Genomic DNA, 15,945 nt, shown 5'->3' with positions numbered 1-15,945 from the left:
CCGCTCATCGGACCCGGCCCCGCGCCGACCCCGATGCTTCCATGCCCCGACTGCGGGCAACGCGGCCTCACCGTCCGAGCCGAGCAACCACCGGAATGCCGCTACTGCGCGCCGCGCCCCGAACCCGAAACGAGCAGCAGCATGACCCGAAACCGCGCCTCAGCCAAGGCGGCCGGTACTCGCTTCGAGACCAGCATCGCCGGCTACCTCGCCGACCAGGTCGACGACCGCATCGAACGCCGTGCACGCAACGGCGGGAAAGACCGCGGCGACATCAGCGGCGTCCGCGCACCCGGCGGCGGCCGGATCGTCCTCGAATGCAAAGACGTCGCCCGCACCAACCTTGCGGGCTGGACCGCCGAAGCCGAGATCGAACGCGGCAACGACGACGCGATCGCCGGCTTCGTCGTCCACAAGCGAGTCGGCACGGCGGACCCGGCGCGCCAGTACGTCACCGGGACGGTCGCCGATCTGGTCGCGCTGCTCACTGGCCAGAGACCGCTGGGAGGCAAGGAATGAGCCGCGCCGCTGCGCGCCTCGAAGGCCGCACCGCAACGCACCGCCCGGCGAAACGCCGCCGCCGGTTCCGCCACGACGACCTCGTCGCGGTCGACCTGTTCTCCGGTTTCGGCGGACTCACCCGCGGCATCGAGATGGCCGGGTTCACCACGATCATGGCCGCGAACCACAACGAGTACAAAGTCGAGGTCCACGAGGCGAACCACCCGGGCGCCGAGCACTGGATCGCCGACCTCGTCAACAAGGAGGCCTCGGACTACCACTCGGCGCGCGACCTCCCGGCCGGGGACATCCTTGTCGCCGGCGTGAGCTGCGTGAACCATTCGCAGGCGAACACGCAGAAGGCGTACGAGCAGGGCATGAGCTTGTTCGACCTCGACGACCCGGACTTCGACGCGCGGGTCACGCGCTCTGAGCGGGATCGCGCGACCGCGAACTGCGTGCTGCACTACGCAGCCGAACACCACCCGCGCCTGATCCTCGTCGAGTGCACGACCGAACTAGCTTCGTGGGGCCCGGCTCTGGTCGACCGACCGAAGGTCGGTGACGGCTCGACGTACCGGTGGTGGCTGCAGCAGTTCAAGAACCTCGGCTACGAATACAAGGTGCTGTACCTCAACAGCATGTTCTTCGGCGTGCCACAGTCGCGGGACCGCGGCTACTGGGCATTCTGGGACAAGCGGCTTCCGGCCCCCGACCTGGAACACCGGCCGGAGTCCTGGTGCGATCGCTGCTCCACAATCGTCCAGGCGGTGTGGACGTGGAAGACAGGCGTCCCGCCGACCGGCTCGATGCGGTACGGCAAGCAGTACCACTACACGTGCCCGGCCTGCCGACGCCCGGTGGTCCCGCCGATGACGCCGTCGGTCGCTGCGCTCGACCTCACCAAACTCGGCACCCGGATCGGCGACAAGCCGGTCAAGAAGCACCGCGACGGCAGCACTGGACCGCTGGCCGCGGCGACGATGGCTCGCGCCGAGCGGTGCCGCCAGAAGTTCGCGGACTTCCCTGCGGTGCTCATGCCCGCCAAAGCCGAGCATGGCACGGAAAAGCACCTGTGGCAGCCGATGTCGACCCAGACCAGTCAGCAGGAGACGGCGATCGTGTCTACCGGCGATGTCACGATCGCGACCGGAGCGGTCGTTGCTGCGCACCGGCACAACGGCGACGGGCAGCACATCACGCGGCCGATGGACACCGTGACTTCGACGCATGAGAAGGCGATCCTGCTCGCGGTCGACAACTACCAGGGCGCGCCTCGGTCCGCGGCTGAACCGCTGCCGACTCAGGGCGGGTCTGAGACGCTCGGCCTGCTGTCGGCCGGGGTGGTGCCGTTCCGGCGCAACACCGTCCCGACCGTGCACACCGAAGCAATGCCGACCGTGACGTCCGACCAGATGCCGGGATTGCTGACGGCTGCCGGGACGATCAAGAACAACGGTGCGATTCACGAGGCTGGCTATCGCGCTCATCCGGTCAGTGACCCGCTCGGGACGGTGGTGTCGTCCGGTGGCCAGTCGCTGCTGTTCTCCGGCTGGTACAAGCAGAACGGTAGCTCCGGCAGCGAGACTGCGCCGCACCCGCTGACTGATCCGCTCGGCACGCTCACCGCGCGCGACACGACCGCGATCCTGGCGGCCGAGTGGCGCGCGGCTCTGGCCGAACTGTCCCTTGAGGACTGCTTCTTCCGGATGATGGCTGCGCACGAGATCGGCGCGGGCTGCGGATTCGATGTCGACTTCCCGGGCTACGGCTACAAGGGAAGCTTCATCGTCTGGGGCTCGGCCCGCGAGCAGACGGACGGGTTCGGCAACGCCGTCTCCCCGAACGTCGGTGCCTGGATCGGCGGCCGGTTGCGCGCCATTCTGCATCGCGCGGAGTACGCCGCATGACCGCCCGCTGCAAGGCCGCGAAGTGTGGCCGCCCGCTGCGAACGGAAGCATCAAAGCGGCGCGGCTACGGCCCGGTGTGCTGGCGTCGCAAGATCGGCGACCGTCGCAGGGAACGTCGCCAAATGTTTCGGGAGGGCGGCCCGTGGCCGGAGGACCCTGACCAGATTCCGTTGCCGCTGAACGTTTCCGCCGTGGATGATGCGAGGAGGAGCCGATGAACACGTGCGCCACCGGCTGTGGCCGCCCGACCGACACCGCGCTGTGCCGCACCTGCCTCGACGACCTGACCAAGGCGTTGCGGGAAGTCGAATGGCTGTACCCCGAACTCGACGTCACGATCACCCGTCAGGCCAAGACGAAGCGCGGCGGCGTCGGGTTCGTCACCGGTGGCAGCGAATCCTCGACACCATCGAACCTCGGAGCGTCGAAGGTGGCAGACGACCTCCGCGACAACCTCGCCGGCTGGGTGCAGAACCTGTGGAACGACTACTCGGTGGACCGTGCCCCGCTGGACATCGTGATTCACCCGTGGCCGTTGGCGCGCTGGCTGTTGCGGCACCCGTCGTGGATGGCTGGCTGCTCGTATGCCGCGGACCTGTTCAACGAGATCACGTCGCGGGTGAAGCGTGCCTGGAACACGGTGCTGGGGCCGCGTGATCGCTTGTATCTCGGGATCTGCTCGGCGGATCTGATGGTCGGTGGCGATGAGAACGGCGAGCCGCTTGAGCATTGCGACCGGGACCTGTACGGGCTGCCGGATCGGGCGTTCGTCGCGTGCGCGTGCGGCTGGGAGTGGGACATCCAGGAGCGGCGGGCCTGGATGCTCAAAGCGATGGAGGACCAACTGCTGACCGCGACCGAACTGTCGCGGGCGCTGCCGACGTATCTGGATCGGCCGGACGACAAACCTGTTACGGCGTCGATGATCCGCGGCTACGCGGCGCGTGGCCGGTTGCTGCCGCATTCGGATGCAGCGTCGGAGGACCCGTTGCTCGACGAGGTACCGCGCGGTCGTCGTGCACCGCGGTACCGGGTGGGTGACGTGCTGGATCTGCTTGCCGCGCAACTGCTTCCGGAGGCGTCATGACCACGAACGACCAGGAGGGGAACGAGATGCCTGAACAGCTCGAGAACGCCAGCGAGCGGCCCGCTCAGCCGGGCGGAACGGCGCAAGCCGTGATCGCGGACTCGCTCGAACGGTTCCAACGGAACTGGGACCGTATGCACGACCTGTCCAGCAGCAAGGAGGAGCAGCACCAATCGTCAATGAACCTGATCCATTTCTTCACTCTCGTGACGCTGCTGGAGACGATCCGCCGCCAGGACCCGTGCCGTGCTGACGAGCTGACGCGGTGGTTCGACGAGATGTTCGAGGACGGCGGCGCGGGCGAAATGGTCTGGCAGTGGCGGCAGGAAGTCGCTGAGGGCAAAGAGATCACGCTGCCCGCCAGTGAGCGGCCGAATGCGGGCCCGGAAACGCCGTGCGGCTGGTACGGCGCGTTCTGGCGCGAACACGACCGGGCCGACGCCGCCGAGTTGGACCGCAACGAGTGGATGCGTCGCGCTAACGCCGGAGCCCGGCCGTTGGCCGACAAGCTCGCCGAACAGTCCGCCCGCGCCGAGGCTGCGGAGGCGAAGCTCGAAGAGTGGACGCTGTTGGAGAACGACCAGGCTCGACGGGTCGTCACCGTCGAACGCGAGCGTGACGAGGCTCTGGCGAAGCTCGACCAGGTGCGCGCCGAACTGGCTGACATCGATCCCGCGCAGGTCATCCACCACGTGACGGTCGACGGCGAAGGCGAAGAGGGTGACTGCCTCGATGAGTGCGAAGGCTGCGCGCTGGAGCGTATTCGCGCCATCGTCGAGCCCGTCACGGACCGCGAGGAACCGGCGAGCGGCTGGGACGTCGAAGCGGACTCCTACCGCATCAGCGAAGACCACGAGAAACCAGCGCAGGACATCTGGTGCCGCTCCGAAAGCTGCCAGTTCCGGAACTGGCGCAGCGGCTCCGTGCCGACGCATGAGCGCGGCCCAGGCTGCCCGCCACCCACGGCCAGCGAGGAACCGGCCAGCGAGACGAAGCCGGACCGCGATGGCTGAGTCGCTGATCCTACGAGCCGACGCGCGGTCGCTGCCGTTGCCGGACGAGTCGGTCGACCTCGTCGTCACCTCCCCGCCGTACTTCGGGTTGCGGTCCTATCGGGACGGCGGCGAGCACTACACCGGGCAGCTCGGCGCGGAGGCCTCGCCGAGCGAGTTCGTCGACGCGCTCATCGAATGCACCCGCGAGATGGTTCGCGTGCTCAAACCGAACGGCAGCGTCTTCATCAACCTGGGTGACAAGTACTCCGGTGCGCAGGGGCAGACGCAGACCGGGATCAACGGACGCCGGCACGTATCCGATTCGGCCGCGACGTGGCGGCAGACCGACCCGCGGCGGACCGGCATCCCGAACAAGTCGCTGATGCTGATGCCGGAGCGCTACCGGATCCGGTGCGTCGACGAACTCGGCCTGATCGCCCGCGCCGTGATCGTGTGGGCCAAGCCGAACAGCCTGCCCGAATCGGTCACCGACCGCGTGCGCCGATCGCACGAGGACTGGGTGCACCTGACCAAGCAGCCGCGGTACTACTCGGCGATCGACGACATTCGCGAGCCGGCGTCCGGATATGCCCGGCCGAACGGCGCGGGTCGTGAGCCGCGCGGCGGACAGAAGGCCCGGAAGATGCTCGACACAGTCAACCCGCGCGGTCGTGTCCCGGGCTCGGTCTGGGAGATCCCGACCCAGCCGTTCAACGCTCCTGCTTCGCTCGGGGTCGACCACTACGCGGCGTTCCCGATGGAATGGCCCCGCCGCCTGATCACCGGTTGGTGCCCGCCCGGTGGCACGGTACTTGACCCGTTCGGCGGCACTGGCACGACTGCTCTCGTCGCGGCCATGCTCGGCCGTCGCGGTCTCAGCGTCGACCTCTCCGCGGATTACTGCCGCCTCGCCACTTGGCGGGCCAACGACCCGAAGGAGCGGGCACGGGCCGCTGGCACCGACCCCACGAAAGTCACGGTCCCACAACCCGATCAACCCGACCTGTTCGGAGGCGCAGCATGACCGACGCCGACACCCCGCGCGTGCCAGACCTGCGCGAGCACGTCCGCAAAGCCCGTGGCTACGCAGAGGCGGTGGCCAGGCATCACCCCGAGGCGGCGCGCCGGATGAAGGTCATCATGATGATCCTCGACCAGCCCGCCGACGCCGTGAAGCTCGGCGACGTCGAGGCCGCGCGCGACACGGGCTACAACAACGGTTGGGACGTCGGTTACGCGAAGGGCTGGGAGGAGACCCGCGCCGAACTCGACAAGCTGCGCGTGGACATCCGCGCCGTGCTGGACGGCGCCGAGATCATGCTCGTGAAGCTCGATCTCATCCGCGCCATCCTCGACCGCGAGCCGGGCCGCGAGGAACCGGGGTGCTGCACCGCTTGCAACGGCGGGGGAACCGTTCCCAGCGGCTACCCGTGCGAGGACTGCTACGCCACCGGCCACTGCCACCCCGAAGGCGTGGCATGCGGGCCAACCGCCCTTCAACCCGCCCCCGCACCGCGCACGCTGCTCGGCTGGATCGTGCCCGACCACGTGATGACGTTCGAGGTTGCGCCTGGCACGCACACGCTCTGGTGCTTCAAGCACATGCCGCGCGTGGGAAGCGGACGAGTCGTCACGCCCTGGGCCGTCAGCGGATTCCTCCGCTACCACGCTCACGGCCAGGTCGTCGAGCACCAGCCGGAGGAGGGCGACCGTGGCTGACACCTACGCCAAACGGCACCAGCACGACGCCGACGATCGCGACCCCGGGTTCTGCAAATGCGGGCTCGCGGCCGGTGCATGGCGGCACACCGACACCAGCGCGTACGTCGAACGGCGGTTAACGGCCGAGGTGTGGAAGGAACTGCGCGGCGAGGAGGCCGGCCGTGGCTGACGAACCGTTGCCTGAGCACCGCGTCGCGATCACCGTGTTCGTCACCGCTGCCGGAGTCGACGCGCTCGACGCCGCGCACGTCGCCGAATGCGCGGTCCGTCAAACAATCTGGACCGCCACTGGATCAGACCGGAAGCGTCCGCCGCTGACCATCCTGGCCAAGATCCGGCTAAACACCTACCCGGTTCAGGTGGTCCGTGTGATGGAGACCGGCATGGCTGCTGGGAACGGCTACCTCTGGACCTCGCCGACAGCTAAACCGTTCCGCGAGTTCGGCGATGAGGAGACCAACCGTGCCTGAAACCGGTATCACCTCCACGGCGCTGCGAAGACGCACGTAACGTTGCGCCAACGAAGAACGACTGACCTTTCAATCGGTACGGATCTGGCCATTGGAAGGTGTTCGTGGACGCGGCTAGTGCGGCACTGATTGGTGCTGGGATCGGGCTCAGCGGCACACTCGTGGTGCCAATTGTTACAAGTTGGCAGGGTCGGCGTGCCAAGTTGCATGAACTGAAGCGAGACGCCTATGCGTCGGCGATTGCCGCCATGGTTGGCATCCTGTACGCAGAGAATGAGAACAGGCGCGAGGCATACCGCGAGATTCTTACGGCGCTCGGTCGTATCGAAATGTTCGGCGGTCGTCGAGCTGCGAATGCGTTCAACGATGTAGCCGAAGGATTGGAAGACTGGGTCGATGGCGGCACCATCGGCGATTTCCGAGCACCGATGAACAAGTTCCAGAACATCGCGCGAGTTGAAATCGGCTCAGAGCACCCGATCAACCGGATCGGAAGACTGATCCTGTGGCTCTGGAAACTCATCGATCCTCGCCCTTCAAAACGGGGCGAGCGACCATAAGGTTCACGCCTTGAGCTGATGCGCGTCCACCGGGCTGACTGGCACGATCGGCCCGGTGGACGATCAAGACGACGCAGTCCGGCAGTTGCTCGCCAACACCACCATCAAAAACGGTCTCACGCTCCCCAGCGGGCGAAAAGCCAGCGGAGTCGACGACGAAGGCGAACCGCCAGAACCCGACGACCCCGGCGACGACCTCGCCGCAGCCGCCCGGTTCACCCTCGCCCGCATCAACGAAGCCGGACCAACAGCGTCCGTACCCGAGGGATACCGCGACCTCGAAGGCCGCCGCTCACTCATCGAAGTGTGGCAAGCGAACCGCTGGCACCGCGACCAGCCCGACCCGCTCTACACCCGGCTCCCGTTCCTCCTCGCCCGCGCATGGTGCACCCACCCCGACTACGACCCAAACTGGAACTACCGGTAGCCGCGCCTACACGTCCAGGCTGCTCGCGTCGAGCATGTGCCCGCAGTACTCCGGCTCACCCAACCGCAGCGGCACCTCGGTCCTCAGAGAAGCCCAGAACGCGCGCGCCCGCACCGTCTGTTCCACCTTCGTCGTCGACCAGCGATAGCCCGGGCCGCGCGACAACGCCGCCTCCACCAGCAGCGAACCCACGCCGAGCCGCATGCAGTCCTCATCGACCCGCACCTGCTCGATCACCCCAAGCCGGTCCGCGGCGCACATCTGCACATCCACGTCGCCCACCGGTTGGCCGCGTACCTCGAGCACGATTTGCCCGACACCGGCCGGAGTGGACGGCGGCCGAGCGGTCAGGTGCAGCCGCGACTCGCCTTTCGTGACCTGCTCGTGCCGCAGGGCTAGGTCGACGTCGATCCACATCGATCGGGGCAGCCGCAGCTCGCCGCAGAGGTTGCACGAGTGGTGGTGCGTCCACAGGTCTGGGTTGAACGAAGAGTTCCGGCCGGCTACGTCGAGCCGGTGGCCGTTCAGGCAGTACTCGTGCCGTCGCGCAGGACGAACGGGCAGGTCAAGGCGCGAGGCAGCTGGTGCGTTGGGGCGGTCGTGCACGTTCGGAGTATGCCTGACAGGTTGCCAACAGTCGAACACATGTTCTACGTTCGGGTGAGTCGGGTCTGCTCCAACCCCGAGGCGGGCCCGACACCCCATCACAATCCGGACACTGCGGTAACAGCCGCAACCACCCCCGCGACTCAACCCCCAGACTCACGCCGAGGGGACAGACGCATGACCGAGACCACCGGCAAACCCGCGCTCAGCAAGCCGATCATCGCCGCGACCGCCGTAATCGTCCTCGCCGCCGTCGCCGGCGTCATCTGGCTCGTCCGCGCCAACAGCGACCCCGCGCCCACCGACTACCAGGTCACCGTCTACGGCAACGTCTCCGCGTCCTGGTACGACGAGACCGCGAAGACCCACGACCTCGACATCAGCACCGCCACCGCCACGGAGACCGTCCACGGCTCCAGCATCACTGTGAACGTCGAGTCGACGCTGCCGAACGGCGCATCCTGCGTGATCAAGGACGTGAGCGGGAAGGTGGTCGCCGAGGACGGCGGACTGCCCGCAGCCGGGACGACCGGGCTTGCCGCGATGTCCCGGGCGACCTGCAAGGTGGGTAAGTGATGGTGTACGCACCTGACAACCACACCTTGCGCGAACTCGGTAGATTCACCTGGGCGGCAATGTTGCTCGAGGACGCAGTCATCAGCCTGTGTCGAGTGATCGCCCCGGGGCCGCTGATCTCCGGAGGGCTGGTGTCGCAGTACCTAGCGGAGGCGCGAGATGTCCTCAAGGGCTGGCCGTCGAGCGCTGACCTTACCGAGGTGTTGACGTGGCTGCACGACGCTGAGACGGCGCTCGATGAGGAGCGAAACCAGATTCTGCACGCGACTCCTGAAGCGTTGATCAATCCAGACACTGGAGAATACGTGCGGAGCTTTGGGGTCATGCCGCGCAAGGGCAGGCAGGGAAAACCCGATCGGCCGTATCGCAGGCGTCCGGTCGAAGTCGGGCATCTCCGAGACGCAACGCGCAGGATGGCCATGCTGGACGCCAGATTCGCGGATATCGATGCCGCGGTCATGCTCGCGGACCCGAACTCGACGATGGACCCGGCGAAGTTGCGGAACCCTTTCGCGAACCCTTCGCCGAACCCTTCCGGGAATCCTTCGGACGGGTGACCCTGACCACAACATATTGTGGTGTCGAACCCTTCGCGGACCCTACGCGAAGGGTATGGCGAACCCTTCGCCGAACCCTTCGATTTCGTCACCCGTTGGAAGGATTCGGCGAACCCTGAGTGGTAGTGGTAGGGGAAGTGGTTCTCTTACGTCTCGTAGATGGTTGAGTTTCTGGGTCGCGCACACGCACGCCCACACGCGTACGCGAGCGCGCGACGCCCGCACACGAGCCCAGCCCGCCGAGAGATCATCACCTCGGGTGATTGCGCTCGACCAGCGCGAACGCAATGATTTGTCATCATGCGGATCAGTGGGTCGGTCGAGCAGTAGCTCCCACCACCACCGCGACACTCCCGCCCCGAACGGAGTTCGCCCCATGCCCGCACCGATCACCGCAGCCGACGTCGACCAATTCGCAGCCAACCTCGACATCCAGCTCACGCCGTGGCAGCGCGACACCCTGGTCGACGCCTGTGCCATGCGCCGCAGCACCGGACGCTGGCCCATCCTCATCGCGACCCGACGCAACGGACTCGCCACGATCCGCCGCATCTCACGGCAGCTGGCAACCGACCGCGAAGCCTGACCCCCCTGGCCGATTCCAGGAACCCCCACCCCATCCGGAACAGGCCCACCCCATGCCGACCTGGACCTGCACCCGACCAGGCTGCCCTCAGCCATCCGCCACACCCGGACGCCGCGGCCCCTGCCAACGCCACACCCAGCAAGACCAACGCCACCGCGCACGAACCATCCCCACCAAACGCACCCGCGACTGGACCGAGACCAACCGGCGACGCGCGGCCGTCCGAGCCTGGCGCGAACAGCACGGCGACTGGTGCCCCGGCTACCTCGTGCCAGCCCACGCGGCCACCGACCTCACCGCCGACCACGTCACCCCAGTCGCACGACACGGCCCACCCGACGGCCCGCTCGCCGTCCTCTGCCGATCCTGCAACGGACGCAAGGCCGCATGCTGACGGAGGAGCTGACAGTGATCACCACCGACGGACACCTCGCGATGGTCACCATCAACCGCGAGACCGGCGAGGCCGACACGGTCACGTACCGCGTCACCGGCTACACGCCCAGCTGCGACGACCAGGGCGACGACATCCTGCACGTGGTCGACCAGCACGGCGACGCGTACGAGATCATCCGCCGACCAGCAACCAGGGCCGAGCAGGACAGCAGGGCACAGGCAGGCACCACCAGCGTCGTCGATCATCAGAAGTCGATCACATAAAGATCAACAAGTGATCAACATGTGCATGATCAACCACCCCGGGGAGAGCCCCCACCCCCCGGTCAACGCGCTCCTCGCCCCGGGCAAGGCCGGATCGCGCGCGGACGAAACTCCAGGGTTGTCGTAACCGGGCCATGATCGGGTGCCGGACGGAGCCCGGTACAGCCCTCGGCCCAGGCCCGTCCACGGGCAGGACGCGGAGGGCGCTCATGGCAGTTCGAGCTGGTTGGCTCGTCGGCCCGACCGAGACCGGTTCCGAAGTCACGCCGATCGACGACGTCGTCGGCCACACGCCTGGCGATGACTGCGCCTGTCTGCCGTACGTCGAGTTCGTGCCGGGCGATAGCTCGGCGGGCTGGATGGTGGTTCACCACGCCTGGGACGGCCGCGAGTAGCTCGGAGGTGGCGATCGCATGGGCACCACTGGCCGGCCGAAGAAGCCGACGAACATCGCCGTCCTGCACGGCGACCGCAAGGACCGGATCAACACCTCCGAGCCGAAGCCGTCCGCTCTAGTTGTTGAGCCGCCGTCGTGGCTCGGCGAGCAGGCCATCGAGGTGTGGAACCACCTCGCCCCCGACCTGAAGGCCAAGGGCGTGCTGACCGCGTGGGACTGCGAAGCGTTCGCCGCCTGGTGCGACGCCGTCGTCCGCCGCCGCCACGCCTCGAAGCGGCTGCAGGTCGAAGGCGAAGTGATCGAGCTGCCGGTGTTCAACAAGAACGGCGAGCAGGCCGGGTTCCGGATCGGCAAGAACCCGTGGACGCTCGTGCTCAACGAAGCCGACGCGCAGGTCCAGAAGTACGCCGCCCGCTTTGGATTGACGCCGTCCGACCGGGCTGGCCTGTCCATCGGGGAGGCGTCCCGCGATGCAGACGACGACCTCCTCACCGGCTGACTACGACCTCGAAACACGCTGGCGCCCGGACGACGATTCGGGCCCGCTCTGCGGGTACACGTTCCGCGGCAAGCAGTGCCCGAAAAACGGTGCGCACTACTGCGAGCCGCGCGCCGACCGCGTCGTCACGTTCTTCGCGCGGATGCTGGTCCACGTCAAAGGCCCGCTGAAGCGCACCCCGTTCCTGCTGCTCGACTGGCAGGAATTCGAGATCATCCGGCCACTGTTCGGGGAAGTGCAGTGGTCGAGCGAGTGGGGCACGTACGCGCGCCGCTACCGCATCGCCTACATCGTCGTCGCCCGCAAGAACGGCAAGTCCGAGATCGCGGCGGCGATCCAGCTGTACATGCTCGTCGGCGACGACGAGGAGAGCGCCGAGATCTACTGCGCGGCCAAGGACACCAAGCAGGCAGGGAAAGTGTTCGAGCCCGCGCTGCGGATGGTGCAGCTGTCGCCGAGGCTTTCCAAACGGCTCAAGCACATCAAGAACGCGCGTCGCCTCGTGGACGAACAGTCCGGGTCGCACTACGAGATCCTCACCGCGGACGCCGAGGGCGAGTTGGGGCACAACCCGCATGCGTTCAACCTCGACGAGGTGCTGTCGCAGCCGGACGGGTCGATGTGGGAAGCCATGACGACCGCGGCCGGCGCGAGGCTGCAGGAACTGATGTACGCCACGACGACCGAAACCGACGACGACAGCTCGTTCGGCGCGGACCTGATCGACGAAGCGGAGAAGACGCAGGAGGATCCGAGCCGGGCGCCGCACGTGTTTTCGTTCGTGCGGAAGCTGCCGAACTCGGACGACGAACTCGAGCGGCTGCGCTCGACGTTCCCCGGCCACCCGCACCTGCCGGTCAACCTGGACGCGTTCGACGAGCGGAACTGGAAGTGGCCCAACCCGGCGCTCGACCAGTTCAAGTCTCGCGACGCGTTGCGACGGCAAGCGCTGGACGCGAAAAACGACCCGGCCAAGGAAAACGGCTTCAAGCAGTTCCAGATGAACCAGCGGGTGCAGCAGAAGTTCCGGTGGATGCCGATGCACCTGTACCGGGCGAGCGGCGGCGACGCCAACGACGTCTGGTTGCGCCCGGACTACCACCGCGACCGGCTCCTCGGTCGGCAAGCGTGGGCCGGGATGGACCTCGCGTCGCACTCCGACCTCACCGCCTGGTGCACACTCATCCCCGAAGACCGGTGGGTACATGCGCTGTGGCGGTTTTGGATCCCGGAGCCCGCGCTGCGTGAGTTGGACAAGCAGAACGACGGCAAGTTCTCCCGCTGGGTCAAGGAAGGCTGGATCGTCGCCACTGAGGGCCCGGTCGTCGACTACGAACGGCTCTATAGCGACGTCGCCGAGGAAATCGCCGACTTCGACCTCCTCGCGGTCGATGCGGACAGGTGGTCCGCGCCGCCGGTGATCCAACGCATCGAGAACGAAACCGGGTACTGGAACATCGAGTCGTACAAGAACGACTTCCAGTCGATGACGCTCGGCATGAACGAGCTGATGGGGCTCGTGAAAAAGGGCCGTCTGTTGCATCACGGGAATCCGGTCGCCGAATTCTGTTTCGACAACGTCGAGGTGCGGAAAGCGCCGTACGACCCGGAATTGATCCGGCCGGACAAACCTGCCCGTGACCGGACCGGGCGCCGGATCGACGCCGTGCCTGCGATGGCAATGGCGTGCAACGCGATGCTCCGCGCACCGGTCGAGGACGAAGAACCGCAGAAAGCCCAGATCGTCGTGTCGAGTCGAGGGAGGACCGCGTGAAGCTCTCCGACCTCACCCCGAAGCAGTGGTACGACCGGCTCGCCGCGAAGACCGGTCGCCAGCGGGACAAGGCTCTCGACTGGTGGCAGTACATGGATCTCGATCAGCCGCTCATCTACGTGGCACGGATCCTCGCCGAGCAGGACGACCGGTTCCCGCCGCTGCTGCTGCCGTGGCCGGAACTCATCGTCGAAACCGTCGTCGAGCGGATGAAGCTCGAAGCGTTTTTGCTGGCCGACGAGAACCCGGTCGACGAACTCGGCACGTGGTGGACGGCGAACAACATGCCGGAGGATTCGCCCGAAGCATGGACGGCGGCCAGCGTCGGAGGCGAGCATTTCTTCATGGTCGGGCCGGACGGTCCGGCCGGGATGCCGATGCTGACGACCGAGTACGCAGACCAGGTCGCGGTGGAACTCGATCCGCGGACTCGGCAGCCTCTCGCGGGGCTGAAACTGTGGAAAGAGGAAGAGAGCGACACCAGCGAAACCACGCACGGTGCGCTCTACTTGCCCGGCTGGCCCGGGGTTACCGATCGCAAGTTCGGTCTCGGTACTGTCTACGAGTTCGAGAACGGCGAACTCGTGAGATTCCGCAGGCTGGAGAAATGGTCGGCTGAGATCGCGAACGACCCAAGTCTGCCGTCGGTGCCGTTCGTGCCGATCCTGACCCGTCCGCGCCGCGGTGTCGGCTGCTCCGATCTCAAGCAGGCGAAGCACTTGGTCGACGGCGCCAACCAGTTCGCGACTAACCTGATGGGTGCTGGCGAGCACCACGCGGTCGGCCGCAAGTGGATCGTCGGCGCGACCGCCAGCGACTTCAAGGACGAGAACGGGAATCAGATCCCGCTGTGGAAAGTCGCCATGGGCGATGTGTGGGCGATCCCGAACCAGCCGTCGAAACCGAACCAGAGCGTGCCGCCGACTCAGGTCGGGCAGTTCGCGGCCAGTGACCTGCGGAACTTCCACGAGAGCCTGAAAACTCTCGCGCAGTTCGTCGCGTCGAAGTACGGGATGCCGCCGGCGTACATGGGCTACAGCTCGGACAACCCGCCGTCTGCGGAGTCGATCCTTTATTCGCTGGAGCGGTTGATCCTGCGTACCGAGGCACACCACACCTGGTACGGCGGATCGGCCCAGCGATCGGCCCGCCTTGCATGGGCGATCATGGGCAAGGACCCGAAGCAGCTCATCGGCATGGAATCGAAGTGGAAGTCCGCGGCGATGCCGACGATCGCGTCCGCGATGGACGCGGCCGTGAAGGGCGTGCAGGGCAACATCTTCGACGCCGAAGAAGCCTGGGACATCCTCGGATTCTCGCCCCAACGGCAGAAGCGTCTTCGCGAACGCATGGGCCTGAACCGGACCACGTTCGTCCAGACCGCAAACGACCTGCGCAACCTCGACGTCGGCGGCGGTGCCGGCGTGAACCCGGCGGTGCCCAGTGCTCCCGTCCCCGCTCTCTGACCTCGCGAACCGGTACGGGGCCGTCACCGACAACGCGACCCGCGCCGCTCTCGCCGCGGTAGCCGACACCACTCGCGGAACGGTCTCGCCGGAGGCGTGGCGGGACGCCATCGCGAAAATCGCACCGGAGTTGCTGCAGCTCCAGACTGATGTGGCCGGGGTCGCGGACACCTACGTCGCGAAAGCGTTGAAGGCACAAGGTGCCGGGCCCGCGGCGGGTGCCGTCGAGGTGAATGCGGCGGGGTTCGCCGACCTCACCGACGGCGGCGGGTCGTGGATGCGGAACCTGATCTACGCGCCGATCTCGACGCGGGCGGCGAACCGCAGCCTTGGTGTCGTCGAGGCGCAACGGCGGGCGCAGCTGGTCGCGACGTCGATCGTGTTGTCCGGGATCCGCGACACCGGCAGGGCCGCGATCGGCGCAGCAATGTGGTCGCAGGGCGCGCTTCACTACGTGCGTGTGCTGAACGGCGTCACCTGCGCCCGATGCGCGGTCCTCGCCGGCCGCCGGTACCGGGTGTCGGCGTTCCAGCGGCATCCGCGGTGCGACTGCCGGATGGTGCCCGCCGCGGAGGAACCGGCCGAAAGCTGGGCGGTCGACCCGAAGGACTACTTCCGGTCGCTGTCCACAGAGGCCCAGAACCGGGTGTTCACCGCCGCGGGCGCGCAGGCGATTCGCGACGGCGCGGACATCTCGCAGGTCGTCAACGTCCGCCAAGGCGTCACCAGCGGCATGGCCTACGGCCGCGAAGTCCAGGTCACGACCGTCGGGACGACCCGGCGCGCCGTGTTCGGCGGTTACGAAGTCCTCGAGGACGGCCGGTTCCGGAAGCGCGCGGACAGCGAGTTGCGCCGCAAGGTCCGGGAAGGCGACCGCGGAAGCCGCTATTGGCGGCCGAAAGCTCCCCGGCTTATGCCGGACGAGATTTACCGCCTGGCCGAGGAATTCGGCTGGGACCGGGCGGAAGTGCTGCGCCAGTTGCGGCGCTTCGCCTACCTGCTCTGACATGCGACGTGCAGGGCGCATCCTCGACGCGCGACGCGCGAGGACGACCACCGGAGGACCGCGCGATGCGCACGAACACCCTGCCCACCCACCCGAGCATCGTCGACCCGCGGACGGGCGATCCGCTGCGTGCTGTCGGCATCGTC

21 protein-coding genes are annotated in these 15,945 nt (G+C 67.2%); 20 read left to right on the top strand and 1 reads right to left on the bottom strand.

Features of this window, described 5'->3' with window-relative positions; genetic code table 11:
• Window positions 1-141: 141 nt before the first annotated feature.
• The 11 genes from D0D37_RS15780 to D0D37_RS15735 all read left to right on the top strand — a co-directional run bounded on the left by D0D37_RS15780 (window position 142) and on the right by D0D37_RS15735 (window position 7,672).
• Window positions 142-519: a hypothetical protein gene (locus D0D37_RS15780; RefSeq protein ID WP_116201297.1), complete on the top strand. Its 378-nt coding sequence runs from the start codon at window positions 142-144 to the stop codon at window positions 517-519.
• Window positions 516-2,411 carry a DNA cytosine methyltransferase gene (locus tag D0D37_RS15775; RefSeq protein WP_116201296.1) on the top strand — a complete coding sequence of 632 codons (1,896 nt, stop codon included), beginning with the start codon at window positions 516-518 and terminating at the stop codon, window positions 2,409-2,411. The genes D0D37_RS15780 and D0D37_RS15775 overlap by 4 nt, the downstream gene beginning before the upstream one ends.
• Window positions 2,408-2,629 carry a DUF6011 domain-containing protein gene (locus D0D37_RS48820; RefSeq protein WP_116201295.1) on the top strand — a complete coding sequence of 74 codons (222 nt, stop codon included), beginning with the start codon at window positions 2,408-2,410 and terminating at the stop codon, window positions 2,627-2,629. The genes D0D37_RS15775 and D0D37_RS48820 overlap by 4 nt, the downstream gene beginning before the upstream one ends.
• Entirely contained in the window at window positions 2,626-3,498 is an 873-nt protein-coding gene (locus D0D37_RS15765; RefSeq protein ID WP_116201294.1) for a hypothetical protein, read from the top strand. Before D0D37_RS48820 ends, D0D37_RS15765 begins: the two co-directional genes overlap by 4 nt.
• Complete coding sequence (locus tag D0D37_RS46620; RefSeq protein ID WP_162834260.1) at window positions 3,495-4,511, top strand: hypothetical protein; 1,017 nt, start codon at window positions 3,495-3,497, stop codon at window positions 4,509-4,511. The genes D0D37_RS15765 and D0D37_RS46620 overlap by 4 nt, the downstream gene beginning before the upstream one ends.
• A complete protein-coding gene (locus D0D37_RS15760) occupies window positions 4,504-5,517 on the top strand; it encodes a DNA-methyltransferase (RefSeq protein ID WP_162834259.1) in 1,014 nt (337 codons plus the stop codon). Before D0D37_RS46620 ends, D0D37_RS15760 begins: the two co-directional genes overlap by 8 nt.
• Complete coding sequence (locus D0D37_RS15755) at window positions 5,514-6,212, top strand: FliH/SctL family protein (protein ID WP_116201292.1); 699 nt, start codon at window positions 5,514-5,516, stop codon at window positions 6,210-6,212. Before D0D37_RS15760 ends, D0D37_RS15755 begins: the two co-directional genes overlap by 4 nt.
• Entirely contained in the window at window positions 6,205-6,384 is a 180-nt protein-coding gene (locus D0D37_RS15750; RefSeq protein ID WP_116201291.1) for a hypothetical protein, read from the top strand. Before D0D37_RS15755 ends, D0D37_RS15750 begins: the two co-directional genes overlap by 8 nt.
• A complete protein-coding gene (locus D0D37_RS15745) occupies window positions 6,377-6,685 on the top strand; it encodes a hypothetical protein (RefSeq protein WP_116201290.1) in 309 nt (102 codons plus the stop codon). Before D0D37_RS15750 ends, D0D37_RS15745 begins: the two co-directional genes overlap by 8 nt.
• A gap of 98 nt (window positions 6,686-6,783) precedes the next feature.
• The gene (locus D0D37_RS15740) at window positions 6,784-7,245 is read left to right on the top strand and encodes a hypothetical protein (RefSeq protein ID WP_208719971.1); all 462 of its coding nucleotides are present in this window, start codon (window positions 6,784-6,786) and stop codon (window positions 7,243-7,245) included.
• 55 nt (window positions 7,246-7,300) lie between these two features.
• Window positions 7,301-7,672, top strand: coding sequence for a hypothetical protein (locus D0D37_RS15735; protein ID WP_116201288.1), 372 nt, complete (start codon window positions 7,301-7,303; stop codon window positions 7,670-7,672).
• Window positions 7,673-7,678: 6 nt separating this feature from the next.
• Here the strand turns inward: D0D37_RS15735 and D0D37_RS15730 are convergent, their stop codons facing one another.
• Window positions 7,679-8,278 (bottom strand): GNAT family N-acetyltransferase, encoded by a 600-nt coding sequence (locus tag D0D37_RS15730; protein WP_162834257.1) that lies wholly within the window; start codon window positions 8,276-8,278, stop codon window positions 7,679-7,681.
• Between the two features lie 177 nt (window positions 8,279-8,455).
• On the opposite strand from D0D37_RS15730, the gene D0D37_RS15725 reads away from it, so the two are divergent.
• The 9 genes from D0D37_RS15725 (at window position 8,456) to D0D37_RS15680 (ending at window position 15,799) form a co-directional block, all read left to right on the top strand.
• Window positions 8,456-8,854 (top strand): hypothetical protein, encoded by a 399-nt coding sequence (locus tag D0D37_RS15725; RefSeq protein ID WP_116201286.1) that lies wholly within the window; start codon window positions 8,456-8,458, stop codon window positions 8,852-8,854.
• On the top strand, window positions 8,854-9,411 hold the full coding sequence (locus D0D37_RS15720) for a hypothetical protein (RefSeq protein WP_116201285.1): 558 nt from the start codon (window positions 8,854-8,856) through the stop codon (window positions 9,409-9,411). The genes D0D37_RS15725 and D0D37_RS15720 overlap by 1 nt, the downstream gene beginning before the upstream one ends.
• Before the next feature lie 376 nt (window positions 9,412-9,787).
• A complete protein-coding gene (locus tag D0D37_RS15715; RefSeq protein ID WP_116201284.1) occupies window positions 9,788-9,997 on the top strand; it encodes a hypothetical protein in 210 nt (69 codons plus the stop codon).
• Between the two features lie 408 nt (window positions 9,998-10,405).
• Window positions 10,406-10,657 (top strand): hypothetical protein, encoded by a 252-nt coding sequence (locus D0D37_RS15705; protein ID WP_162834256.1) that lies wholly within the window; start codon window positions 10,406-10,408, stop codon window positions 10,655-10,657.
• A 209-nt stretch (window positions 10,658-10,866) separates the two neighbouring features.
• Entirely contained in the window at window positions 10,867-11,052 is a 186-nt protein-coding gene (locus D0D37_RS15700) for a hypothetical protein (RefSeq protein WP_116201281.1), read from the top strand.
• Window positions 11,053-11,070: 18 nt separating this feature from the next.
• Complete coding sequence (locus D0D37_RS15695) at window positions 11,071-11,553, top strand: phage terminase small subunit P27 family (protein WP_116201280.1); 483 nt, start codon at window positions 11,071-11,073, stop codon at window positions 11,551-11,553.
• Complete coding sequence (locus tag D0D37_RS15690; protein ID WP_116201279.1) at window positions 11,525-13,327, top strand: terminase large subunit; 1,803 nt, start codon at window positions 11,525-11,527, stop codon at window positions 13,325-13,327. Before D0D37_RS15695 ends, D0D37_RS15690 begins: the two co-directional genes overlap by 29 nt.
• Complete coding sequence (locus tag D0D37_RS15685) at window positions 13,324-14,793, top strand: phage portal protein (protein WP_116201278.1); 1,470 nt, start codon at window positions 13,324-13,326, stop codon at window positions 14,791-14,793. The genes D0D37_RS15690 and D0D37_RS15685 overlap by 4 nt, the downstream gene beginning before the upstream one ends.
• Complete coding sequence (locus D0D37_RS15680) at window positions 14,771-15,799, top strand: VG15 protein (RefSeq protein WP_116201277.1); 1,029 nt, start codon at window positions 14,771-14,773, stop codon at window positions 15,797-15,799. Before D0D37_RS15685 ends, D0D37_RS15680 begins: the two co-directional genes overlap by 23 nt.
• Window positions 15,800-15,945 lie beyond the last annotated feature (146 nt).

The organism is Amycolatopsis circi (assembly GCF_003385235.1).
Classification (GTDB): Bacteria; Actinomycetota; Actinomycetes; order Mycobacteriales; family Pseudonocardiaceae; genus Amycolatopsis; species Amycolatopsis circi.
Note: the sequence above shows the minus strand (reverse complement) of the source record. Positions and strands in the feature narration are given on the sequence as shown.